Origin of the sequence: Bradyrhizobium agreste (assembly GCF_016031625.1) — a bacterium.
GTDB classification, from domain to species: Bacteria; Pseudomonadota; Alphaproteobacteria; order Rhizobiales; family Xanthobacteraceae; genus Bradyrhizobium; species Bradyrhizobium agreste.
The window spans coordinates 82,688-106,248 of record NZ_JACCHP010000006.1; the positions used below are offsets into that span (position 1 = coordinate 82,688).

At 59.1% G+C, this 23,561-nt stretch carries 16 protein-coding genes; 8 read left to right on the plus strand and 8 right to left on the minus strand.

Features of this window, described 5'->3' with window-relative positions; genetic code table 11:
• Positions 1-87: 87 nt before the first annotated feature.
• A complete protein-coding gene (locus HZZ13_RS10670; RefSeq protein ID WP_197959569.1) occupies positions 88-2,421 on the minus strand; it encodes a Wzz/FepE/Etk N-terminal domain-containing protein in 2,334 nt (777 codons plus the stop codon).
• A gap of 301 nt (positions 2,422-2,722) precedes the next feature.
• Between HZZ13_RS10670 and rfbC the strand changes: the two genes are divergently transcribed.
• The 8 genes from rfbC (at position 2,723) to HZZ13_RS10710 (ending at position 16,160) form a co-directional block, all read left to right on the plus strand.
• Positions 2,723-3,280 carry a dTDP-4-dehydrorhamnose 3,5-epimerase gene (rfbC, locus tag HZZ13_RS10675; protein ID WP_197959570.1) on the plus strand — a complete coding sequence of 186 codons (558 nt, stop codon included), beginning with the start codon at positions 2,723-2,725 and terminating at the stop codon, positions 3,278-3,280.
• A gap of 10 nt (positions 3,281-3,290) precedes the next feature.
• Positions 3,291-4,349 (plus strand): dTDP-glucose 4,6-dehydratase, encoded by a 1,059-nt coding sequence (gene rfbB, locus HZZ13_RS10680; RefSeq protein ID WP_197959571.1) that lies wholly within the window; start codon positions 3,291-3,293, stop codon positions 4,347-4,349.
• 8 nt (positions 4,350-4,357) lie between these two features.
• Positions 4,358-5,347: a dTDP-4-dehydrorhamnose reductase gene (gene rfbD, locus HZZ13_RS10685; RefSeq protein WP_197959572.1), complete on the plus strand. Its 990-nt coding sequence runs from the start codon at positions 4,358-4,360 to the stop codon at positions 5,345-5,347.
• A complete protein-coding gene (rfbA, locus tag HZZ13_RS10690; protein WP_376707027.1) occupies positions 5,256-6,161 on the plus strand; it encodes a glucose-1-phosphate thymidylyltransferase RfbA in 906 nt (301 codons plus the stop codon). The genes rfbD and rfbA overlap by 92 nt, the downstream gene beginning before the upstream one ends.
• A gap of 92 nt (positions 6,162-6,253) precedes the next feature.
• Positions 6,254-12,208, plus strand: a complete 5,955-nt coding sequence (locus tag HZZ13_RS10695; protein ID WP_197959573.1) for a DUF4082 domain-containing protein — start codon at positions 6,254-6,256, stop codon at positions 12,206-12,208.
• Positions 12,209-12,218: 10 nt separating this feature from the next.
• The gene (locus HZZ13_RS10700) at positions 12,219-12,554 is read left to right on the plus strand and encodes a hypothetical protein (RefSeq protein ID WP_197959574.1); all 336 of its coding nucleotides are present in this window, start codon (positions 12,219-12,221) and stop codon (positions 12,552-12,554) included.
• Entirely contained in the window at positions 12,532-14,736 is a 2,205-nt protein-coding gene (locus HZZ13_RS10705) for a peptidase domain-containing ABC transporter (protein ID WP_197959575.1), read from the plus strand. The genes HZZ13_RS10700 and HZZ13_RS10705 overlap by 23 nt, the downstream gene beginning before the upstream one ends.
• 80 nt (positions 14,737-14,816) lie before the next feature.
• Positions 14,817-16,160, plus strand: coding sequence for an HlyD family type I secretion periplasmic adaptor subunit (locus tag HZZ13_RS10710; protein ID WP_246504373.1), 1,344 nt, complete (start codon positions 14,817-14,819; stop codon positions 16,158-16,160).
• An 81-nt stretch (positions 16,161-16,241) separates the two neighbouring features.
• On the opposite strand, the gene HZZ13_RS10715 is transcribed toward HZZ13_RS10710, so the two are convergent.
• The 7 genes from HZZ13_RS10715 to HZZ13_RS10745 all read right to left on the minus strand — a co-directional run bounded on the left by HZZ13_RS10715 (position 16,242) and on the right by HZZ13_RS10745 (position 23,342).
• The gene (locus HZZ13_RS10715) at positions 16,242-17,321 is read right to left on the minus strand and encodes a nucleotidyltransferase family protein (RefSeq protein ID WP_197959577.1); all 1,080 of its coding nucleotides are present in this window, start codon (positions 17,319-17,321) and stop codon (positions 16,242-16,244) included.
• A gap of 76 nt (positions 17,322-17,397) precedes the next feature.
• Positions 17,398-17,667 (minus strand): acyl carrier protein, encoded by a 270-nt coding sequence (locus HZZ13_RS10720; RefSeq protein WP_197959578.1) that lies wholly within the window; start codon positions 17,665-17,667, stop codon positions 17,398-17,400.
• A gap of 23 nt (positions 17,668-17,690) precedes the next feature.
• A complete protein-coding gene (locus tag HZZ13_RS10725) occupies positions 17,691-18,914 on the minus strand; it encodes a pyridoxal-dependent decarboxylase, exosortase A system-associated (protein WP_197959579.1) in 1,224 nt (407 codons plus the stop codon).
• Positions 18,893-20,485: an acyl-CoA ligase (AMP-forming), exosortase A system-associated gene (locus HZZ13_RS10730; RefSeq protein ID WP_197959580.1), complete on the minus strand. Its 1,593-nt coding sequence runs from the start codon at positions 20,483-20,485 to the stop codon at positions 18,893-18,895. Before HZZ13_RS10730 ends, HZZ13_RS10725 begins: the two co-directional genes overlap by 22 nt.
• Before the next feature lie 35 nt (positions 20,486-20,520).
• Complete coding sequence (locus HZZ13_RS10735; RefSeq protein ID WP_311972623.1) at positions 20,521-21,480, minus strand: hypothetical protein; 960 nt, start codon at positions 21,478-21,480, stop codon at positions 20,521-20,523.
• Entirely contained in the window at positions 21,390-22,001 is a 612-nt protein-coding gene (locus HZZ13_RS10740; RefSeq protein ID WP_197959581.1) for a polysaccharide deacetylase family protein, read from the minus strand. The genes HZZ13_RS10735 and HZZ13_RS10740 overlap by 91 nt, the downstream gene beginning before the upstream one ends.
• A 585-nt stretch (positions 22,002-22,586) precedes the next feature.
• Positions 22,587-23,342, minus strand: a complete 756-nt coding sequence (locus tag HZZ13_RS10745; protein ID WP_197959582.1) for a hypothetical protein — start codon at positions 23,340-23,342, stop codon at positions 22,587-22,589.
• Positions 23,343-23,561: the final 219 nt, after the last annotated feature.

Consider the following 23,561-nt stretch of genomic DNA (forward strand, 5'->3'; position numbering starts at 1 on the left):
TCACCTCTCAGGCTTGGCGTTTCTCCGAAGACTCAGATCGACGGGCTCTTCACGTACAAACAGTGATGGTGCACGGCGACAGCCCGCTCAAGAGCTCGAAAGGCCATAGCGGACATAATGACTGTCATCGTAATAATCGCTTCGGTAGGTGTCGTATCGCCCCATCGCCTTGATGTCGGTCTTGTTCAGCACTGCGCCGATCAGCGCGTCCGAGATCGTGGGAGCGGTGTGCAGTGCATGCTGTACGACGTCAATCTTAGTCCGTCCCCACTCGACGACGAGAACGTAACAATCGATCAGGGGAGCCGTGACCCGTACGTCGACAAGCGGACTGAGCGGCGGAAGATCGACAACCACATAGTCGTAGCTTTGCCGCAGGCGATCGAAGAGTTTGCATATCGAGCCGTCGGACAGGAGCTCGCTTGAGTGAAGCACGGGCCCGCGCGGAACGGCCGGAAGAACGGCAAGATTCGTCTTCGGATCCCGCCATATCACCTCATCGAGTGAGCGATCTCCGTTCATGACCTCAATGATGCCATCCACGGCTTTGGGGACGACACGGGCCGAGAGCGATGGATTCCGGAGGTCGCAGTCGACAATGATCACCTTCTTCCCGCTGAGTCCGATAAGTTGCGCCACGGAAGCGGCAATCGTGGTCTTGCCCTCATTTGGCAGGGCTGAAGTCACGCCAATCACTTGGTTGGCGGTCTTCGCCGGACTGTGATCGATTGCAATCTTGATCGCTCGGATGGCCTCAGTGTACCGAGAGAGGGGCATGCCCACGACGGTGCGATGAATGTCTGGGGCGGTCGAAAGTATTCGTTGGTTCGAGTCTTCCTGCGTCTGTTGCCGCCGGGCCGCCGGCCTCTGCTGTCTCGGCAAATTCAGGATCGGCACGAGTGACAGGCACGGCAGCTCCAACGCCGCCTCGAGTTGGGAGGAGGTGCGGAAAACGCGGTCCATTACGTCGCGCACGAAACCGAGGAGCAATCCGAGCGCGATTCCCCCTAGAAGACCGAAGCTCAGCACGACCTTCGCTTTCGGTTTGCTCTTGGTCTGAGCGGCAGAAGCGGGGAAGATGACCCGGGTTTGCGAGATCGGGAAGCTCTCCTGCTGCGTCGAGCCCATGTACTGCTGAAGGAAGGTGTCGTAGAGACCCCGCAGGCTCTTCGCCCGACTTTCCAAATCTCTTATCGTCATCTCTGCCGAGTTCGTAAGGCGCGACTGCGCAATGGCCAAAGACAGCCGTTTTTCGATCTCTTCCTGCCGCTGCTTTGCAAGTTCGGCTTCGCTGCGGCTGATCTCAGAAAGTCTCTTGACCTCGTCCAGAATGGAGGCGCGAAATTCACGCAGCCTGTTTCGGATGTTGACGACCGCCAGGTGATCGCGGCCGACCCGGGCGGACAATTCGGCCTCACGCCTGGCGAGTTCGAGATATTGCTGGCGTAGCAGCGTAATGATCGGACTATTCATCGCGTCGGAGCCGATGGCATCCAGATTGCTGATCGAGGATGGTTTTGCCGGGTCGGCGCCGAGGAGAGCTTCGTAGCGTGACAGCTTGGCCGCGGCCTCTGAACTCTGCGCGCGGGCGGTAGCCAGCCGGGTGTTGAGCTCTGTGATCTGCTGCTCGTCGATCGGTTTTCCGCCGGGTGAAACGATATTGTTCTGAGACTTGTAAGCCTCGACTGCACGTTCGGCGGTCAGCGCCTCCTCTCCGAGGGTGCGCAACCGCTCCCGCAGCCAACTGGTTGCAGTTCGGGTGGCTTCGAATTTCGCCTCGAGCTGATCGTTGATGTAGGCTTTTGCAATTGCGTTCGCGATGTCCGCCGCCAGCGCTGGGTCGCTCGAGGTGAACGCGACTTCAATAACGTGACTAAAGCCAACTCGGCCTGCAGACAGGCGATCCAGAAAGTTCGCAATCGTGATTTCCGAGGGCTGCTCTGGCGATGCAGGTGGCGCAGCTTCCGACGGATCTGACCTCCATCCTCGAAGCCAGCCCATTGCCCAGGACAGCAGCGGCCGTGACTCCCTGAAGTCCGGGTGATCGGCCAATTTCAACTGCTTGATCACAGCCGCAGCAGTCGCCTGCGATTTGATGATCTGCAGCTGCGTTTCGATCTGAGTAACGTCGACTATCGGCTCGGAGAGAAGGGATTGTTTCTGGAGGAATTGTGCCCTTGGATTTTCGAACAGGACCTGAGCCTGCGCTGTATAGGCCGGCGAGACCAGCCGAAGGTATATGAGGCTGGCGGCACCTGCGAGGATCGTGGTGAAAATGATGACGAGGTATTGCCGCCGCAAAAACACGAGCGCCAATTTAATGAGCTCGCCGATGCCCCCGGTGTTCTGTCGATCCGACTGCATCTGTGGGGTGGGGGGAAGACGTGCCCCATCGCTCTGGAGCGTATTAGTCTGAAGCATCGGACAATTCTCGTTGTCGACAAGCGCGGCGGAGCATCTCACCGGCGGATATTTGAACCGGTGGTCGTATTTAAAATAATATATCAGATAAATTTTGTATTGCCAATTAAATCGAGCTCGGGCATTAATTGACGATAATAAATTCGAACGACGGGAAGGGCAGGCGTCCGATTAGGCCCCGATATTTGTCGCGAACGAGAAGCGGAGCGGAACTGGTCGCCGGGCTGCTTCGGCCTGCGGGATATTGGGGGAATCAGACTGACCGTCTGGGCGATGGCGTTGCGTATCGGAGCATGCGGTCATGCTGGAAGTGCGAAGTTTGGCGATTGCGGATGTGAAGCTGGTCCGATCGAAGCGCGTTTCCGATACGCGGGGCTATTTCTGCGAGACATTCCGCCGCTCTGCTTTTGCTGAAAACGGAATTTCTCACGATTTTATCCAGGACAATCAGTCGTGCTCCGAGCGGGTCGGGACGGTTCGCGGGTTGCACTTCCAGCGGCCTCCCTTCGCGCAGGCCAAGCTCGTCCGGGTGTTAAGGGGGGCGATCCTTGATGTGGTGCTCGATCTTCGGCGCCGATCGCCGACATTCGGTAAGCACGTCTCCGTCAAACTGGATAGCGAGAGCGACGAGCAGTTGCTCGTTCTAAAGGGGTTCGCGCACGGCTTCTGTACGCTCGAGCCTCAAACCACGGTCTTTTATAAGGTCGATGAGGTCTACTCGCCGGACCACGATGGCGGCGTCCATTGGGCCGATCCCGAATTGGGGATCGAGTGGCCGGTGAAGACCTCAGAGGCCCAACTTTCCCCGAAAGATCGTGCGCTTCCTGCATTCGGCCAGCTTGCTTCCGTGTTTGAATAGAGGACGTGTCATGCGTGTCCTGGTGACTGGGGGGGCGGGATTTATCGGGTCTGCGGTCTGTCGCCAATTGGTCCTGGAAGCTGAGGCTTCGGTCGTCAATGTCGACAAGTTGACCTACGCGGCCAATTTGGCCTCATTGGCATCCATCGACGGCACCAGCCGCTATCGATTTGAGCAGCACGACATCTGCGATCAGGAGGCGATCACCCGTCTATTCCAAAAATGGGAGCCGAGCGCGGTCATCCACTTGGCAGCGGAGAGCCATGTCGATCGGTCGATTACCGGCTCGGCAACGTTCATCGCTACGAACATCGTCGGCACCTATACTCTGCTGGAGGCAGCCAGGCGATATTTCGACGGGCTTTCGAGCCAGAGGCAGAGACAGTTCAGGTTCATTCACGTCTCGACGGACGAGGTCTACGGTTCATTGGGACCGGTCGACTGCTTCCGGGAAGATACCCCTTATCGGCCGAGTTCACCCTATTCCGCGAGCAAAGCCGCCTCAGACCACCTCGCGCTGGCCTGGTACAAGACTTATGGCTTGCCGGTGATCGTGTCGAACTGTTCGAACAATTACGGGCCATTCCAATTCCCGGAAAAGCTCATTCCGCTGACGATTCTCAACGCGCTGGAGTACAAGTCCTTGCCCGTCTATGGCGATGGAAGCAACGTGCGCGATTGGCTTCATGTCGAGGACCACGCAGCAGGCCTGATCAAGCTGCTGTTCGAGGGCCGGGCCGGAGAGAAGTACAACTTCGGCGGCGACAGCGAACGCTCAAACCTGGAAGTCGTCACCCAGATTTGTGACGCGCTTGATCGAATGCGTCCAGGGGCGGCAACGAGGCGATCGTTGATCTCGTTTGTGCCGGACCGTCCGGGACACGACGCACGTTACGCGATCGATGCGTCCAAAGCTCGCAGCGAGTTGGGATGGCGGCCGACCCGAAGCTTCGAACAAGGTCTCGCGGGGACGGTGGAATGGTATCTGGCTAGCGGCGCTTGGTGGGCGCGGGCTCGCAACATGGTCTACGACGGCTCGCGTCTTGGCCTTCCAGCCACCCAGCACTGAGACCGCCAATGATCGAACGCCCGATTATGATTACTGGTCGAAATGGCCAATTGGGCAGCTGCCTTCGTGATGTCGCTGCTCTTCGCGGCCTGTCCGCGGTGGCCCTCGGACGCGAGGAGCTCGATCTTGAGGTCCGAGACGGGATCGACAGGACGGTCGCTTCGATCGCCCCCTGCATGATCATAAATGCCGCGGCCTATACCGCTGTGGATCAGGCGGAGTCCGATGTCAGAAAAGCCTTCAGCATCAACCGCGACGGTGCGGCTGCGTTGGCGGATGTCGCATGGCAGAGAAACATTCCATTTGTACACGTATCGACCGATTACGTCTTTGACGGCGCCAAGCACGAGGCTTACGACGAGGCCGACGTGCCGGCGCCGTTGAACACATACGGTGCATCGAAGCTGGCCGGCGAGGCGGCCGTATTGGCGGCACATCCCCTCGCGACCGTCGTCAGGTCATCCTGGATCTACAGCTCAACAGGCAGCAACTTCGTTCGGACAATGCTGCGGCTGGCCGAAACGCGCCCGATCGTAAGGGTTGTTTCCGACCAACACGGAAGCCCGACCGCGGCGGCAGATCTGGCCGCAGCGCTCCTGCAAATTGCAGAACGGTCGCTCACCGATGACCGCCGCATCGCAGCCGGCATCTTTCACGTGGCTGGCCAGGGGACAACGAGCTGGCACGGCTTTGCCGAGGCAATCTTCGATGGTTTATCCCGTCGGGGAGTGCGGCCGCCGATGCTGGAAGCGATCACGACAGAGCAGTATCCGAGCGCTGCGCGCAGGCCCGTAAACTCGCGCCTGGACTCGTCCAAGGCGGAACGCGTGTTTGGAATTCGATTGCCGGCCTGGCGCCAGTCTCTCGAAACCTGTCTCGACCAACTTGTCGGAAGAGGAGATACCGATGCTGAAGGGAATCATCCTGGCTGGCGGCAGCGGAACGCGTCTTTATCCGATCACGCGAGCGGTCAGCAAGCAGTTGCTGCCCGTCTATGACAAGCCGATGATCTACTACCCCCTCTCGACGCTGATGCTGGCAGGCATCCGCGAGATCCTGGTCATCACGACCCCGGCAGATCGATGCCACTTTGAACGATTGCTCGGTGACGGCAGCCAATGGGGCATTCGGCTGCAGTATGCGGAACAGCCCCGTCCGGGAGGGCTCGCGGAGGCATTCATCGTAGGTGCTGACTTCATCGGATCCGACCGCGTGGCAATGGTGCTCGGAGACAACATCTTTTTCGGCAGCGGCTTACGTGAACTGCTCGTCAGGGCCGCGAACCGCGAGGAAGGTGCAACGGTCTTCGCCTATCACGTGCGCGATCCGGAACGATACGGGGTCGTCTCGTTTGATGACGCGGATCGCCCGATCCGAATCGAGGAGAAGCCCAACAAGCCGACGTCGAATTGGGCCATCACCGGTCTCTATTTCTTTGATAATCGAGTTGTGCGCTATGCGCGTCGCGTCGAGCCGTCGCCCCGCGGAGAGCTCGAGATCACCGATCTGCAAATGCGCTATCTTTCCGTCAACGCCCTCCACGTCGAGCGCATGGGGCGGGGGTTCGCTTGGTTGGATACTGGCACGGTCGAATCGCTTATCGATGCGGGGACCTTCGTGCAAACGCTTGAAAAGCGGCAGGGCATGAAGGTGGCTTGTCTCGAGGAGGTCGCCTTCCGGCAGGGCTTCATCAACCGAGACCAGGTTCTCGCTCTGATTCAGCCGCTGGAGAAGAGCGGATACGGCAGGTATCTCAATGAAATGCTGCGGCTCCCGACTGCCGATACTATCATCGGGGCTGACCTCAAATAAATATAAATTAAATTAAATTGATGTACCATTGAATTGACCGGCATAATCTTTTTAAATTATATTTTTTTAAAATCAGGTTCGAGAGGTCGGTCATGCTGAATCAGATGGCGAGCATCCCTGATCGAGGAACTTGGCCTCTCTTGCTGGAAGAAGGCGGCTGCGGCTGGTCAGATGTCATCGCCCGAGGCTCATGGCCCCCGACCGGCGCCTGGGCATTGAATCGATTTTGGGTCTCGCCGAATGCGGACCGCCCGACTGGCTGGCCGGATTTCCTGTCCCGCGCAATTGCGGGTATCGGGGCTGGTCAGACGGCAACTGCATTGCTGTCGCGTAGCGGCTTGGGTGGGACGCTGCGCGTCGGTACCTCGCCATTCCAGTCGAAATTGGCCGCTCTGCTCTCGAGCTCAGCAATCCTGGTCACTCGATCCAATGCAGGGGGCCCGGCGCTCTCATCCATGCCCGATCGTGAGGTGGTGCAGTCATCGTCAATATCGAGCGCCGGCGCCGCTCATTGGATCAATTCGAGCGATCGCTACGGTCCATCTGCGCTGGAGAGGTTCTGGACCACATCGCACGAGGAGCCAGTCAGCGGGTCGGAGCACCTGCCCAGTGCGATGGCGGGAATGGCAGGTCAGCCGGCGCCTGACTCGAGATTGGTGGATCAGTTGTCAACGTCCGCGACGTTGAACAGGCAGGCCTCGTTCCTGCCGTCCCCCGCCGAGGCTGCACTGACTTTCGGCACACGCGCTGCATCTGCTGTCAGTTCTTGCCCGACAGGTTCGCTGACCGTAACGACGGACAGTGCGGACTACGCGCCCGGCAGTATGGCGACGTTTACGGCAGCCGGAACCCGGTCGGGAGCGGCGGTCACTTTTAATATTGCCGACCTGGAGAGCGCGCCCGGCGCTAACGGCATTGCCGATGCCTATGCGCCCTTCACCGTCAAGGATGGCGGCACCGGCGACATGGACGGGCTGGCCAATGGGACGGTCGTCGCGCAATGGCAGGTGCCGGCTGATGGCCGCGCGACCGGCGCTACCTTGCAACTCACCGCCACCTCCGGCGCCCAAACGGGCACGGCGATCTTCAGCGACGCGAGCAACAGAATTGTGACGGAGAATCAACTGCCGGGTACGCCGAAGAGCACATGGGCAATCCACGGCTCGATCGCGAGCCAGGGAGACTCGCAGATTGAAGGCTTTGCAACGCAGATCAGCACCAATGCCGGACAGACTGTCTCTTTCAAGATTGACACGGCTTCGGCAGTGAAGGGCTACACCCTCGATATCTACCGGCTTGGCTACTATGGCGGCAATGGCGCGCGGCTGATCACCAGTATGCATCATACCGGAACGGTCAATCAGCCGAGCCCGATCTTCAATTCTGCGACCAACACTGTCGATGCAGGCAACTGGTCTGTGACAGATTCATGGATCATCCCGAGCACAGCGGTTTCGGGCGTCTACTTCGCGAAGCTGACGTCGGATACCGGGAATTACCAGAACATGATTCCGTTCATTGTCCGCAATGACGGCATAGCCTCAGATATTTTGTTCCAGACCAGCGATACGACTTGGGAGGCATACAATCCGTGGGGCGGATACAATCTGTATCAGGGACCGAGCGGAACGAACAGCGATCGTGCCTTTGAGGTGAGCTACAATCGCCCAATCGCGATGAATTCCACGTCAAATCTAGCCGGCCCGCAGGACTTCCTCTTCGGCGAAGAGTACGCTGCGATCTACTGGCTGGAGCAGAACGGCTACAATCTCAACTATATCTCCGGTATCGACGCCGCGACCAACGCCGGACTGCTGCTCAACACCAAGGCCTACATCGATGTTGGCCACGATGAATACTGGTCTCAATCGCAGTTCGCCAATGTCAAGGCGGCGCGCGATGCGGGTGTAAATCTCGCTTTCTTGAGCGGCAACGAAATTTATTGGGACACCCAGTTGGCACCGAGTTTCGATGCCAGCCACACACCGAACCGAAGTGTTATCGAGTACAAAGATATCTGGAGCGGGGCTCAACTAGATCCGGACGGCACCGCCAACGGCGGCGCCGGCATTTTTCGCGATCCTGTCTATGGACCTGGAAATCCGGAGAATTCCCTTTCCGGTACGATTTTCACGGTCGACGAATTCGGTACGCTCGACAACGTGACGATTCCCGCCAGCATGTCGCAGCTGCGCTTCTGGAGAGACACCAGCATCGCCAGCGGCAACGGAGGAACGCTGACACGGCTGCTCGGCTACGAGTGGGACAGCGATCTCGACAACGGCGTCCGGCCAAGCGGGCTGATCGACATGTCGTCGACAACAAGAAACGTTGGCACGCTGCTGCTAGATAATGGGCTGACAACTGGTCCTGGAACCGCTACGCATAATCTAACCCTCTACCGTGATCCGAGCAGCGGCGCGTTGGTTTTCGGCGCCGGCACTGTCATGTGGTCCTGGGGGCTGTCGAACCAATACGCTCCGTACAAGGGCCTCACTGCACCAGTCAGCACCGCCGTGCAGCAATCAATGGTGAACCTGTTTGCCGACATGGGAGTGATGCCGCAGACGTTGCAGACGGGCCTCGTTGCCGCCCAGGCATCAACCGATCACACTGCGCCGTCCGCGGTTATCAGTTCCCCAGCGGGCGGGACGAGCGTCAGTCAGGGCCAGTCCGTCACGATTACGGGCACCGCATCGGACGTTAGTGGACGCGTGGCCGGCATCGAAGTGTCGACCGACGGCGGCACGACGTGGCATCCGGCGGGCGGAACGACGAACTGGACCTACACTTGGATCGCCTCCGGTGCCGGTACACATGTTATCGAGGCGCGCGCAAGCGATGACAGTGTCAATCTGCAGGCGACCCCTGCCACAGTCAGCATCAACGTTACAGGAACTAGCGGCGTAGGAAGCTTCTTCACTGCATCCAACGTACCGGCACAGATCAATCTGAATGACGGAAAGGCAATTGAGGTGGGCGTGAAGTTCACCTCCTCAGTGGCCGGTCAAATCACCGCCCTGAAGTTCTATCGAAGTCCAAACGACACGGGCTCCGATCTCCTCGACCTTTGGAGCTCAACCGGTACAAAACTCGCCAGCGCAAGCTTTAGCAACACGACGGCAAGCGGTTGGCAGACAGTCAACCTAGCGACGCCCGTCGCGATCAGCGCCAATACAACCTATATCGCCTCATATCACACCAGTGGTACTTACGTTGCCACGAGCAATTTCTTCGCCAATGCGTTCACGAGCGGCACTTTGACGGCGCCCTCGTCCAGCTCTTCGGGCGGCAACGGCGTCTATTCCTATGGCGGTACCAGCACCGCCGGCATTTTTCCAAGCAGCACGTTCGCTTCCTCCAACTACTGGGCCGACGTGGTGTTCGTGAGCTCGACCACTAACACGTCGCCAACGGCCGTCGCCGACACTGCCAGCGCCACGGAGAAGGGCGGGGTCAACAACAGCACGGGTGGTTCGCCGGCCACCGGCAACGTGCTGACCAACGATACCGATCCCGATGCGGGAGACACGAAAAACGTCACCGCCGTCAGCTTCGGCTCGACCTCGGGTACGGTCGGTTCGGCGCTCAATGGAGCGCACGGCAGCCTCGTCCTCAATGCCTCTGGCGCGTTCACGTATACGGTCAATGAAACGGATCCGGCCGTGCAGGCCCTGAGACTATCGACCGATACACTGACCGATGTCTTCAATTATACAATGCGCGACACCGCGGGTGCGACGTCGTCGACTACACTCACCGTGACGGTCCACGGCGCCAATGATGCGCCGGTGCTCGCCATCCAAACTGGCAATCAGACCGCGACGGTCGGCTCGGCGTTCTCGCTGACGTTGCCTGCCGGCACGTTCACCGACGTCGATTCTGGCGACTCGCTCACCTATGCTGCGACCCGTGGCGACGGTACGGCACTTCCCTCGTGGTTAACCTTCAACGCGTCGACCCGGACCTTCAGCGGCACGCCGGCATCGTCTGACGTCGGAACGCTGAGCGTGAGGACGACTGCGACGGATCTGGGCAGTCTCTCTGCAAGCGAGACATTCAACATCAACGTGACGACGACTGCGAACACGCCGCCGACCGCGGTCGCCGACACGGGCGATACCACCGAGAAAGGTGGAGTGAACAACAGCACGGGTGGCTCGCCGGCCACCGGCAACGTGCTGACCAACGATACCGATCCCGATGCGGGAGACACGAAAACCGTCACCGCCGTCAGCTTCGGCTCAACCTCGGGTACGGTCGGTTCGGCGCTCAATGGAGCGCACGGCAGCCTCGTCCTCAATGCCTCTGGCGCGTTCACGTATACGGTCAATGAAACGGATCCGGCCGTGCAGGCCTTGAGACTATCGACCGATACACTGACCGATGTCTTCAATTATACAATGCGCGACACCGCGGGTGCGACGTCGTCGACTACACTCACCGTGACGGTCCACGGCGCCAATGATGCGCCGGTGCTCGCCATCCAAACTGGCAATCAGACCGCGACGGTCGGCTCGGCGTTCTCGCTGACGTTGCCTGCCGGCACGTTCACCGACGTCGATTCTGGCGACTCGCTTGCCTACACGGCGACGTCCGCTGACGGAACGGCACTTCCGTCATGGTTGACCTTCAACGCCTCGACCCGGACCTTCAGCGGAACGCCAGCCTCCGGTAATGTCGGCACTCTCAGCGTCAAAACATCGGCAACCGACCTCGGAGGCCTGTCAGCCAGCGAGACATTCAATATAGCCGTCTCCACAGCGCCCTCAACGGTGAGTCTCTTCTCGAGTTCGGGCACGCCGGCAATCCTGTCTGATTCGGATGCATCGCAGGTCAATCTAGGCGTGCGATTCACCTCTTCGACTGCCGGAACGATCACGGCAATCAAGTATTACAAGAGCGCCAATGACACCGGTACGCATACCGGCTCGTTGTGGAGCAGCACGGGCACGCTACTGGCAAGCGCCACGTTTACCAACGAGACCAGCAGTGGATGGCAAACGGTCACATTCAGCAGTCCCGTTTCCATTTCTGCAGGCACGACCTATGTCGCAAGCTTCCACAGCAATGGTCACTATGCCGACACGACTAACTTCTTCACCACGGCGTTTACCAACGGCCCGCTGACGGCTCCCTCCGGCAATAATGGCGTGTACACCTATGGCACCGTAAACCTTTTCCCGACCAGCACATTCAACGCCACGAATTACTGGGTGGATGTGGTGTTCAGTACGTCGAGTGGTGGTACGAACCAGTCGCCGATCGCCAATAATGACAGTGGCTTCAACGCCACCCAGGGCGTTCCGCTGAGTATCTCCGGAGCATCGCTACTTGCCAATGACAGCGATCCGGATGGCGATGCGCTGACGATCACGGGGGTCAGTGGGGCTGTCAATGGCACCGCCAGCTTCAATGCGCAGGGCAACACGGTAACGTTCACTGCGGCAAGCAACTACACTGGACCGGCTTCGTTCGTCTACGCGATCTCGGATGGTCGGGGTGGGGCGGCCAGCGCAACGGTGAACTTGACCGTTCATGCCCCCTCATCAACGACGGTAAGCCTCTTCAGCTCGAATCCGACGCCGAGTGTTGTCTCGGTCAATGATGCGAATTCCGTGGAGCTCGGAATGAAGTTCCAGGCATCCACCTCGGGCGACATCACGGGTCTGCGCTTCTACAAGGGGCCATCGAACACCGGGACGCACGTCGCGGACCTCTGGAGCAGCACGGGGACCTTGCTGGCGACGGCAACCTTTACCAACGAGACCGCGAGCGGCTGGCAACAGGTCAATTTCGCGACGCCAGTCACGATCACGGCAGGGACGACCTATATCGCGGCCTACCACACCGCGGGAAGCTACTCGGCAGATCCCAACCTGTTTGCCAGTGCGGTGACCAACGGACCATTGACCGCCCCGTCATCCGCATCCAGCGGGGGGAACGGCGTCTATGCATACGGATCCGGAAGCCTCTTCCCCACCAACACCTTCAACGCGACCAGCTACGCGGTTGACGTCCTCTTCAGGCCGCAGCTCGCTGCATAGGAGAACCGGAATGCACGCCGAAATCTATACCGACGGGGTGGATGAGGTCACAATAGGGGGGGCGATCGTGCGGGTGGACTTGTTCAGTCTCTCGCCCACGGAACGTGACGCCAACAATGCGCCCAAAAAGGTGTTCCGACAGAGGCTGATCTTTTCGGCGGAATCCTTCGCGAACTCGGTCGAGGTGATGCAAAACGCGCTCCAGGGTCTGGTGGACGCCGGCGTCGTCCAGCGCAATCGGCCAAGGCCGCCGATGACACCGCCACAGGCAGCCGCACGAGTTGAGTCTTCGTCATCGGTTTCGGACAGCTCCCGATCTCCAAATGTCTCAACCAACTTCCGTTGAAATTGAGAGGTTTGAAGCAGCACCGCCTTCGTCGGAGGACGAGCCGCGTCGGGCAACTCAAACCGCCCTCGAGTGCCTGTCAAGGATCGCTGGCCATCATGGCATCGATCTGCCGTGGGAGCGACTGCGGCACGCCTATGCTGTCGACGAGACCGGCATCTCGACCGACCTCTTGCTGCGCATGGCCCGTGATGCGGGCCTTCGTGCCCGCACAGTGCAACTCGACTGGAAAGCGATATGTCGGCTCGGCGAAGCTTATCCGGCTCTTGTTCAGCTCACGAACCAGAACTGGGTCCTCGTGGTCGGCACCGATCCGCAATCCGACGCGGTATCAATCTTTGATCCGCTGGCAGAACGGAAGGACGAGCCGCTGCTTGTTGACAAGGAGCGGTTTTGCGCCCGATGGATCGGAAATACCATCCTGTTCAAGCGCGAGAGTCGCCCCGCAGCGGATCGTCGGGCCTTTGGATTACGATGGTTCGTGCCCGAGATGGCCCGCGAATGGCGTTTGTTGTCCGACGTCGCAATCGCCGCCGTGTTCCTGTATGCACTCGGTCTCGCGCTTCCGATCTTCTTTCAACTCGTGATCGACAAGGTTCTCGTGCACGAGAGTCTCACGACGTTCTACGTGCTCTCCGCTGGCGTGATCATTTCGCTCTGCTTCGACGCAATATTCAGCTTCTTGCGGCGGTATCTCCTTCTCTATGCGACGAACAAGATCGACATCCGGGTCGCGACGAGGACGTTTCGGCATCTGTTGGGACTTCCGGTGACCTTCTTCGAGCGCATCTCGTCGGGTGTGCTGGTGAAGCACATGCAGCAGGCCGGAAGAATACGTGAGTTTCTGACCGGCCGATTGTTCTTGACCGTCTTGGACGCGTTGTCGCTGTTCGTCGTCCTGCCGGTCCTCGCGCTCTACAGCATCAAACTGACATGTGTTGTGCTGGCCTTCACGGCCGTCAGCGCAAGTGTAATCGCCATCTTGATGGGGCCGTTCCGGCGGCGCCTCTACCAGCTGTATCAGGCCGAGGCCGGTCGGCAGGCTCTCTTGGTCGAAACCGTGCACGGGATGCGCACCGTGAAGTCGTTGGCCATGGAGCCCAGTCAGAACAGGACGTGGGACGATCGCTGCGCGCAGTCGGTATCGATGCGGTTTGGGGTTGAAAAGATTTCGGCGGGTGCTCAAGCGCTGACCGGCTTCCTCGAGAAGATGATGACGGTCGGGATCGTCGCCCTTGGCGCGCTCGACGTCTTCGCCGGCGAGATGACGATCGGAGCCCTTGTAGCCTTCAACATGTTGGCGGGACGGGTTTCGGGGCCGCTGGTGCAGATGGTGACCATGGTCCACGAATATCAGGAGGTTGCGCTTTCCGTTAAGATGCTCGGCGAGGTCATGAATACGGAGCTGGAACGGGGCGGTCACCGCGAGGGCCTGCGGCCCGATTTTGTCGGCCAGATCGAGTTTGAAAACGTCACGTTCCGCTATGGCGAGGGTGCGCCGGCCCTGGACGACGTGTCGTTCTCAATCGCGCCCGGCTCGATCTTTGGCATTGTTGGCCGGAGCGGCTCGGGCAAGACGACGCTGACGCGGCTTATCGCGGGGATGTACCCGGTGCAGCAGGGATTGTTGCGGATCGACGGCCACGATTCGCGCGAGATCGACCTTACTCATCTGCGGCGGAATCTCGGGATCGTGCTCCAGGAGAATTTCCTGTTCAGGGGGACAGTGCGCGAAAACATCGCCTGTGTGAGGCGGGACGCCACTTTCGCGGAGGTTGTCCTGGCGGCGCAGCTCGCCGGCGCGGACGAGTTCATTGAACGGCTGCCGAGGGGATTCGATACCATGCTCGAAGAGCAGGCATCGAACCTGTCAGGCGGGCAGAAGCAGCGGCTTGCGATCGCGCGTGCCTTGATCGTCAACCCGCGGATCCTGATCCTCGATGAAGCGACAAGCGCACTGGATTCCGAGAGTGAGGCGATCATTCGGCGCAATCTCCGACGTATCGCAGAGGGACGGACCGTCATCATCGTATCGCACCGGCTTTCAATGCTGTCGGATGCAAGCCAGATTCTGGTGATCGACCGTGGGCGGATCGTCGACGTCGATCGTCACGACGCGCTGCTGTCGAAGTGCACCTTCTACAGGCATCTCTGGAACCAACAGACGAGACATGTCGCATGACCGCGGCTGAGAAGACCCGGGCAGAGGCAGCCTCAGGCAGAGCCGGGGTTTCGCCCGCTTCGCCCACGAGACGCCGGCTCTTGAGACCCGCGCCAGCAGGTTCTCGCGTTGTCGCACAATTTCAATCAGACGCGGCCGAGATCGAGCAGCTGACGCCACCGCGTGTGGGACGGGTCACGCTCTATTGTGTCGCCGCCCTGATCGCGGTCGCGATCACTTTTGCATCTGTGTCGCGTGTCGATATGATCGTGACGGCACAGGGTAAGCTGATCACGACACGTCCCAACCTCGTGGTACAGCCGTTGGAAACGTCGGTCGTTCGGGAGATTCGCGTCAAGGCCGGCGACTCCGTCAATCATGGCGACGTACTCGCGATCCTCGACCCGACATTTTCTCAAGCCGATCTCGATCAGCTGCGCAGCCGCTTGGCAGCTCTTGACGCCTCCATTGACCGGCTTCAGGCGGAGCTGGACGGTGCCGAGTACGGGATCGGGAAGTCCGCGAGTGCCGATCAGGCGCTGCAGCGGAAGGTATTCCTCCAGAGGAAGACAGCTTTCGATCTTCAGATCCAGAATTATGATGCCCAGATTGCGTCCGCTCGGGCGAACTTGAAGACGGCCCAGGACGAGGAATTGGTTCTGACCCAGCGGCTGGACACCATGCAGTCCATCGAAGCCATGCGAAATGCGTTGATGGCCAAGGAGGTCGGCTCAAGGTTGAACTTCCTGCTGTCCCGGGATGCGCGGCTGGAGGTCGAAAGCAATCTGGCGCGGGTTCGTGGCAGCATTGTCGACAACATGCATCGCTTGGACAAGGCCCGAGCAGACCAGAAGGTTTTCGCCGCCGAGTTTCGCCGCGCAGCCTATCAGGAACTCGTCGAAACGCTGCCAAAGCGCAACAGCACGGCGGAGGAGCTCAAGAAGGCGGAGCTGCGCCGGCAATTGATCGTGCTGAACGCACCCGCGGATGCGGTGGTGCTCGAAATTGCCAACCGGACGGTGGGATCGGTGGTCCGCGAGGCCGAAACGCTGTTTGTGCTGGTTCCTCGGGACGAGGCGCTGCGGGCGGAGGTCAATGTCGAGGGCAGGGATATCGGGCAGGTGGCGGTCGGGCAGGCTGTACGAGTGAAGTTCGAGGCATTTCCATTCCAGAAATACGGCACCGCTACTGGCGAGGTCGCCGTCATCAGCCAGGACTCGTTTTCGCCAGACGCGAAGGCCGAAGGTGCGCGCCGCTCGTCAGCTCCCTATTACCGCGTACTGATCGATTTGCGGGACACGCACCTTCGGCTGCCGCCCGAACGCCTTCAGTTAATCCCTGGCATGGCAATCACCGCAGAAATGAAGGTGGGGCGGCGAAGCGTGATTTCCTACTTCCTGTATCCCCTCCTGCGCGGATTGGATGAAAGCATCCGGGAATACTAAGTCGGCGTGGAGTGCTTGAATGAGCTGCAGGCTGGAACGAGGGGATGCATTAAGCGGGCTGATCGAATTCAACCAACGGATTTAAGCCTTACCTGCCCGATCTTTCGCAGCTATGTCCAATATAAATCGTACTGTTCCCAATCTGGGCGGCGACCATGATCCGCCTGGCAGTCCGGCAGCCGCTCGAAACTGGGCTCCAGGTCCTCTACGATAATTTCCATAATCGAGGACTGTGGTCAGCAGCAGCGGCCAACGTGTGATTGGAAAGCGTGCTTGCATCAGTTTCCTGAGGAATTGCAGGCGTGGAATGAGTCGGCTGCGCATGTTGGGGGGAACTTCGACTCCAAACAGTTTAGCCAATGCGACGAACTGAGTTTCGATTGCATTCTGTGCCAATTTGTCAGGAGCAAACGAAGCGAGGCGATCCCAATCTATGCCTGCCGATGAATTCGCCAGATCGCGCAACTCGAGCAAATGCCGCAGATCGAGCTGTCCGACCCAATAGTCGTAGTCCTGAAATTGATCGTGCAACATGAGTATCAGTGCGTGGTAAGTCGGTGTCGGTATGTAAGCCGATCCTGGACCAACCGACACAGGCTTACAATGACTTATCACAGGTCCCGACGCGCGATAAAAATACGCTGGTCCCGGAGCCCCCCGGTGCAAATCGATCATGCCGACATCGTGCGGGCGCTTGAGATCAGCGTACCAATTTTCGGAATCTGCCGGAGCTTGGAAATGGACCACGTAGCCGATGCCGGCGAGGGCAGCGAGAGCTGCTTCAGTTTGACAAGGAGCTACCAGAAGATCGAGGTCGGCCATAAGCCTGGTCCCGCGTCGCGAGTAAGGTGTTGTCGCGAGCATTGCTGCTCCCTTGAACACTATCGGCGTAACGCCTTGTTCATTCATCGCGACGATAGCCTGAGTCAATTGAGCTGTCAGATGATTGTTTCGAGTTAAATTACGCTGGTAGATATGACGAACATAGGTGCACACATCTTCGGGAATATGTCGCTCAAACTTGTCGACCAAGTCGATCAGAGCAGGAGTCGTTAGCGTCTTGTTGGCTAGTCCGATCAGAGATACCCAGTCGACATGTGCAGGAAGCGTGCCGCGCAGGCAATCGCACAAAGTGTCGAATGCGGAGATATGACTAGCCATGTCAAAGTCCGCTAGGGTGTGTCTAACTTGAATCGCATCCGAGTAGATCGGTTCGCGGTTCGTCCATAGCCGCCGGTCATTGCAGGGATCCGGTTTTCTTCTCGACGAACTGCGCTAGGCTGCCCACCGTCTCAAAAATGTCGGCATTGAACTCGCTGCCGTCGATCTGAAACCCGAACTGCTGTTCGAGCGAGGCTGCCAGTTCGACAACAGCAAAGGAGTCCAGTTCCGGGATGCCGCCGAAGAGCTGAGTTGACGCGCTGAGGGTCTCGGCTCGATCTTCGATGCCAAGCGTCCTTACGATGATGGACTTGACGGTTTCGAGGGTGACAAGGTTGGTATCCATAATTTCTCCCGATTTGCTCAAGCTCATACGAGTACCTCGACCGGTGGCGGGTGTCCCAGAAATGCCGTGGGGCTGGCCGTGAGTCCGTACGCACCCGCGTGAAACAAGACGATCAGATCGCCGATCTGGGCACGCGGCAGCTTGACATTATCGCCCAACAAGTCCAGCGGCGTACACAGGCAACCGACCACAGTCACAGCCTCTTCGACTTGTTCGCAAATTCGGTTGCCAACAGCGATTGGATAATTTCGTCGGATCACCTGCCCAAAGTTGCCCGATGCGGCCAACTGGTGGTGTAGGCCACCGTCGACCACCAGATACTGACGATCCCGAGATTCCTTGCGGTCAACAACACGCGTAACGTAAACGCCACATTCGCCGACGATATAGCGACCGAGTTCGATCACCACGCGGGCGTCGGGGAAGTTTGGCTGCAATGCGGTGGCGAGCAGGTGTGCGAGATTGGCTCCAATGGCAGGCAGGTCCAGCGGCTGGTCCTTGTCGAAATACGGAATCCCAAAGCCGCCGCCAAGATTGACGTAGCGGACAGGCGGAGAATGTTTGGCCAGCTTCAGAATGAGGTCTACGGTCTGCCGCTGCGCCGCGCAGAGGATTTCTGCGCTCAAGTTCTGGGACCCCGCAAAAACATGAAAGCCGAGAAACTCTGCACCCCCGCTCACAAGCACGTCCAGAACGGACGGCACCTTCTCCACGTCGACGCCGAACTGCTGTGATCCGCCACCCATGCGCATCCCGGAGCCTTTCACCTCGAAATCCGGGTTTACTCGGATCGCGACCCGCGGGCGTATTCCGAGCCGCTCACCAGCCTGCACGATCCGGCCGGCCTCCGTGGCCGACTCGATTTCAATGATGACTCCCGATGCGACAGCTTGTGCGATGCTCGGTTCGATCTTGCCGGGACCGGCGAAGCTGACGTTGCCCGCGTGCATTGGGGTGTCCAAAGCCGTTCGCATCTCGAACGCCGAGGCAACGTCGAAGGAGTCAACCATCCCTGCAAGATGCTGTACGACGGCCGGCATCGGATTGGCCTTGATTGCATAGCTCAAATGGAGTCCCGGCGGCAAAATCGACCTGAGCAGCTTTACCCGCTCGCTGAGCAGCATGCGGTCGTAGGCGAAAAACGGGGTGGAGCCCACCTGCGCGGCCAGCCTCTCGATCGGAATGCCTCCGACGGCAAGCTGGCCATCGATCTGGCCAAAGGCGGCTATGGTTGGTCGGATAGCCAAGAAGCGAGTTCCTTCCGTAGCGTCGAGCGATCGAACTTGCCGTTGGGCGATCGTGGAACCTCGTTCCGGATGACGATAGAAGACGGCACCATGTAGTGCGGCAGCCTGCGTTTCAATGCCTTGACGAGTGCAGCCGGGTCGAGCGCGCTCGGCCCGGCGGGACTGGCGACGAGCAGAACGCGCTGACCGAGCGTCGAATCATCTACGCCAAGCGCAACGGCATCGCGAACCATACCGGTCGCGTAAGCTTCTTCCTCGATTTCTGTCGGGCTCACCCGGTAACCCGATGTTTTGATCATATCGTCTTTACGTCCGACGAAGTACAAGAAGCCCTCCTCGTCGGCGACCACAGTGTCGCCGGACCACACTGCGATCTCCGGCGTTCGCCAACTGGCATCTCGGCCCGGCACCGGCCGGAAGCGCGCGGCCGTGCGCTCCGGGTCATTCCAGTAGCCCATCGCAACTAGTGCTCCACGGTGCACCAATTCCCCTTCCTCGCCTGGACCGCACCTGCTCCCGTCCGGCCGGACCACAAGAATCTCGGCGTTCGGAATCGCTTTGCCGATAGAACCTGGTCGGCGATCAATCTCGGTGGGGTCGAGATAGGTGGATCGAAATGCTTCAGTCAGACCGTACATGAGGAATGGCTTGGCTTGCGGGAAGCGGACGCGCAGTTTGTCGAGGACGGCTTTGGGCAATTTACCGCCGGTGTTGGCGAAGTAGCGCATCGGGCGTGCGGCCTCTGGCGGCCATTCATGGTCGGCGATCTGGATCCACAGCGGCGGTACGCAGGTCAGACCAGTGACTCCATGGCGGACGCAGAGGCGCACGACATCGCCTGGTAACAGGTAGTTCATCAGGACCACATGCGCACCAACGCTGAACGCGGTGGTCAACTGGCTAAATCCTGCGTCGAAACTTAGGGGCAATGCCGCCAGGATGACATCGTTAGCAGTGTTCTCCAAATATTGGCTCACGCTCTCCGCGCCCACGATAAGGTTGCGGTGACTAAGTACGACCCCCTTCGGCTTGCCCGTGCTACCGGAGGTATAGAAGATTGCAGCCATATCTAGGTCGATGGTGTCGCTCCGGAGCGGAGCTGGCTCTTCGGAGGAGAGCGAATCTGGCCAAGCATGAACCGAGCAAGCATCCCCCGGCGTTTCACTTGCCGCTCCGGCGTCAACCAGAAGGATGTGTGCAAGCTCAGGACCGTCATTCAACACCGGGAGTAGCAGTTCGAGTCGTTCCTGCGAGGTGATCAGCAGGCGCGCTTTGCAGTCGGCCAGAATGTGTGCAACCTGGGGCGGTCGCAAAAGTGGATTGATCGGCACGAAGACGCCGCCGGCTGCAGAGATTCCGAAGATCGCCGCGACCGCTTCGGTGCGCTTCTCGAGATAGACTGCCACGCGTTGCTCTCGCTGAACGCCGAGCGAGGCAAGTTTGGCGGCCACGGCGCAAACCTCTCGCCACAATTCGGTGTAGCTCAACGAGGTGTGCTTGTATGTCACCGCCGGTGCCGTCCCATGCGAGGCGACGCCATGTTCGAGCAGGTGATGCAAGTTTGTTCTCATGACGATCCGGTTGCTTACAACGTGTCTGCTCCTCGTCACCAAGCCACGCAGGTGAGTTCGCTGTACAGATAGTCGATTTGATCAGGGCGCAGGCTCGCGCTCCGATACATCTTCGGTCTTGGCGATTTCAGCATGATCGACGGTGTGGGGCGGGCGCCGACCACACGCAGTTCCGCAAGCGTTATTGGAATACGATGGCGAAGCAGCAGATGCCGGAAAACGTACTTGGCGACACGACCAAACAACTCTCTGTCGCTGACGTACAAGATCGAAGCGAACAGCGGTAGGTTCTTTCGTCTGACCCTGCGGAAAATGACGTAACACGGCCGGCCACTATCAACTACGACAACGTGGCGTGCTGCGGCCGCGCACGCGTGATCTCTGTAGATCGCCAGATCATGACCACGTAACGTGTCGGCGATCTTCTGCGGCTCGGAAATAACCCGAACCTGGCGCGACCAGAGCGGCCATGGCAGATTTGGCACGAGGGCTGTTGTCACATCGAGATGGGAGAATTTAAGCCTGGCGTTGAGTGCTATCACGTTTCCACTAGGTGATAGATCCGTGAAATGGTAACCCTTCTGCTCCAAAAGCGCATTAAGCAGCCTCAAGCCCAGTGCTCGGTATTCGTCAAGAACGCACCATGCGGCGAGGTTGCAGAATCGCTCGGGCTGCCCACCGATCTCTCGCTCGGAATAGAATGCCAGATAGGCGCCGACCACCCGTCCATCCGCGCGCAGGAGAAATCCGTGGTTAGGCTGAGCGACGGCCCATGATGGAGTGATCGCGGCTGCCCACTCCGCAGCCGCGATTCGCGCGTTCAATCGGATGTGGAGAAACTCCGCGACTTCGTTCACATGGGCGGATGTGATGGGTTTGATCTCCACGACGTCCGATGATTTGCTCAACGCTTCACCTGTACGGCGATACAATTCATAAGAGGTCGATTGTGGTCCCTCAGCTTCCTTTTCAATAATGACACGTACGCGAGCCACGCATACGCCCCGTGGTACTTCAGGAAGAATTCCAGGGAACTGTCAGAGGGATCAACTTTCACGCGTCCTCTGACGAACTCAGAGACTGTTGTGTCAACAGGGGTTGGAGTCGTGCTGAAGGCGAATTCGTAACCCGCGGTCTCGCACATTTCGATGGTGGCGGCGTCGTGGTCACCATAGGGAAACGCGAATAGTCGAATGTCTTGGGTCGTCAGGTCTCCCAGCTTGGCGCGTGAGCCTGCGATCTCCTCCCGAGCATCACCGGCGGACAAACGAGAGAGCCTGGGATGCGTTTTGGAGTGCGATCCAAGCGTGACGAGTAAGGAAGGCAACTTCGCGATCTGTTCGGCCGACATTACTTTTTCGTTGGCGTCGGGACTGCCATGTTCGATCGGCCAAGTTGGGTGGGCACCCAATGCCCCCACGGGCACGAAGATCGTGGAATGAAAACTGCGCGCAACTAGCTCCGGGAGCGCATTCTCGGCAACGCTGACATATGCATCATCAAACGTGATCGCCACGCTCGGTATGCCGGCCGGCAGACTCCCGCGGTGAGAAGCTGGCGATACGCGGGCCCCGCGTCGGATCGCTTCCAGTTGGCGTACGAAGTTCGATCGATTAGGAATGCCGTGGTAATATAGTACGACCAATCGCTGAGGGAGTGAACGGCCTACCGCCCGCGATGCAAAACGCACTATCTGGAGCCCTATGAAGTAGAGCAGGCTAACTGCAATTTTTGCAGACCGTTTGATGTGTGTATTTCCACTCCTCACTAGCGCCGTCTCCTCACCTAACTACCGAGCTTCGCGGGGTGCCGGGCTGATGCCGCTCACCCAAACGGGAATCCCGTCGCTCAACGCTGATCCATTGATTTCAATTGAATGTCATCATGCATATTAAATCGCGACGATTTAAATCTACATATTAAAATGGTTTAGATCAACGCATTTTCGTATTCGTTGGGTGAGGCGACGTGGGCCTTCTTTAGGAAGCCCCGAGCACGTTTGATGTGGGCGGAGCAGACAGATGAATGCGGGCAAAATGTGCGGCTCTAGGAGAGTCATCAGAATTATGCTGCGGCGCAAAAGCCGCCGGGGCAACCGGTCTCACTTGCCTCCTTCGGTGTTACAGGGCTGCGCACGCACGTCCCTTGTCGGCTGATTAGCGGAGTCGATGGTCACGATCATTGCTTCCCATCCGCGAACGACCGAGCACTTCACATCAATCGGGCCATATCCCCATGAGCCATGAACAATGCGCAGGCCGAGCACCGAGCCGGGCATCCCCAGGCGAAAGGGGAACCCGCCACCTCGAACAAGCAGTTTATCAATATCGACGGATTCATTGCCCTGCGAGTGCGGGTAGAAAAATGGAGCGGTGCCACCGCAGGTATCAACTTCCGCCAGATGGAGCGTTACATTGCGGATCATCAACGGCGGCCCATCGTAGCCCTGCACCGCATCGCCGTGCCAGTCCCGACATATCTCCGGAGAAACGATTTTGGCGTAGCTGTCCTCGATTCTAACGGCTGTGCAGCCATGGCTCCGTCCGCCGACGCGAAAACCTTCCGGCAGGTCCTCGATCTTAACTCGGCGCGCTGTATATCCACCCGTACCCATCGCGGGCGGGTCCTTGTCAGTCGTAATCTGACCCGGTGCTCGTACAATCGATACGTCCTCCAGCAGAAGTCCGTTGCGGCACCGACCGCCGGTGGCATCGTTCAAGATGTGCCCGCCCTGGATCTCGACCCTCCGGACCGTCACGTTGTCTGCGTCGATGACGAGATCGGCGTTGACGAGGCGCACATCCTCAACTACGGAGCCACGCTCCGTGACGCGCAGAGTCTCGGTGTAGGTAGCCACTGGAGTCCAACCGGGAGGTACGCCGGTCGTCGATGGAGTGGGAAAGAATGCCACGGTGTGCGACGGGGCGGGTGCTTCTCCGATCGCGGCGGAGGTGAGCGTGAAAATCGTCGCCGCAGCGGCTGCGGCCTTTGCGCCGCCACCAGCGCTGCTCTGCCGGCGGGCTAATCGAACGCCAAAGCACGACATTTGACACCTCTGGAGCATCTGCTCAAACTG

Coding starts and splice junctions, on each gene's coding strand:
- HZZ13_RS10670 (WP_197959569.1), bottom strand. CDS start 2,421: ATGCTTCAGACTAATACGCTCCAGAGCGATGGGGCACGTCTTCCCCCC.
- rfbC (WP_197959570.1), top strand. CDS start 2,723: ATGCTGGAAGTGCGAAGTTTGGCGATTGCGGATGTGAAGCTGGTCCGA.
- rfbB (WP_197959571.1), top strand. CDS start 3,291: ATGCGTGTCCTGGTGACTGGGGGGGCGGGATTTATCGGGTCTGCGGTC.
- rfbD (WP_197959572.1), top strand. CDS start 4,358: ATGATCGAACGCCCGATTATGATTACTGGTCGAAATGGCCAATTGGGC.
- rfbA (WP_376707027.1), top strand. CDS start 5,256: ATGCTGAAGGGAATCATCCTGGCTGGCGGCAGCGGAACGCGTCTTTAT.
- HZZ13_RS10695 (WP_197959573.1), top strand. CDS start 6,254: ATGCTGAATCAGATGGCGAGCATCCCTGATCGAGGAACTTGGCCTCTC.
- HZZ13_RS10700 (WP_197959574.1), top strand. CDS start 12,219: ATGCACGCCGAAATCTATACCGACGGGGTGGATGAGGTCACAATAGGG.
- HZZ13_RS10705 (WP_197959575.1), top strand. CDS start 12,532: ATGTCTCAACCAACTTCCGTTGAAATTGAGAGGTTTGAAGCAGCACCG.
- HZZ13_RS10715 (WP_197959577.1), bottom strand. CDS start 17,321: ATGGCTAGTCATATCTCCGCATTCGACACTTTGTGCGATTGCCTGCGC.
- HZZ13_RS10720 (WP_197959578.1), bottom strand. CDS start 17,667: ATGGATACCAACCTTGTCACCCTCGAAACCGTCAAGTCCATCATCGTA.
- HZZ13_RS10730 (WP_197959580.1), bottom strand. CDS start 20,485: ATGAGAACAAACTTGCATCACCTGCTCGAACATGGCGTCGCCTCGCAT.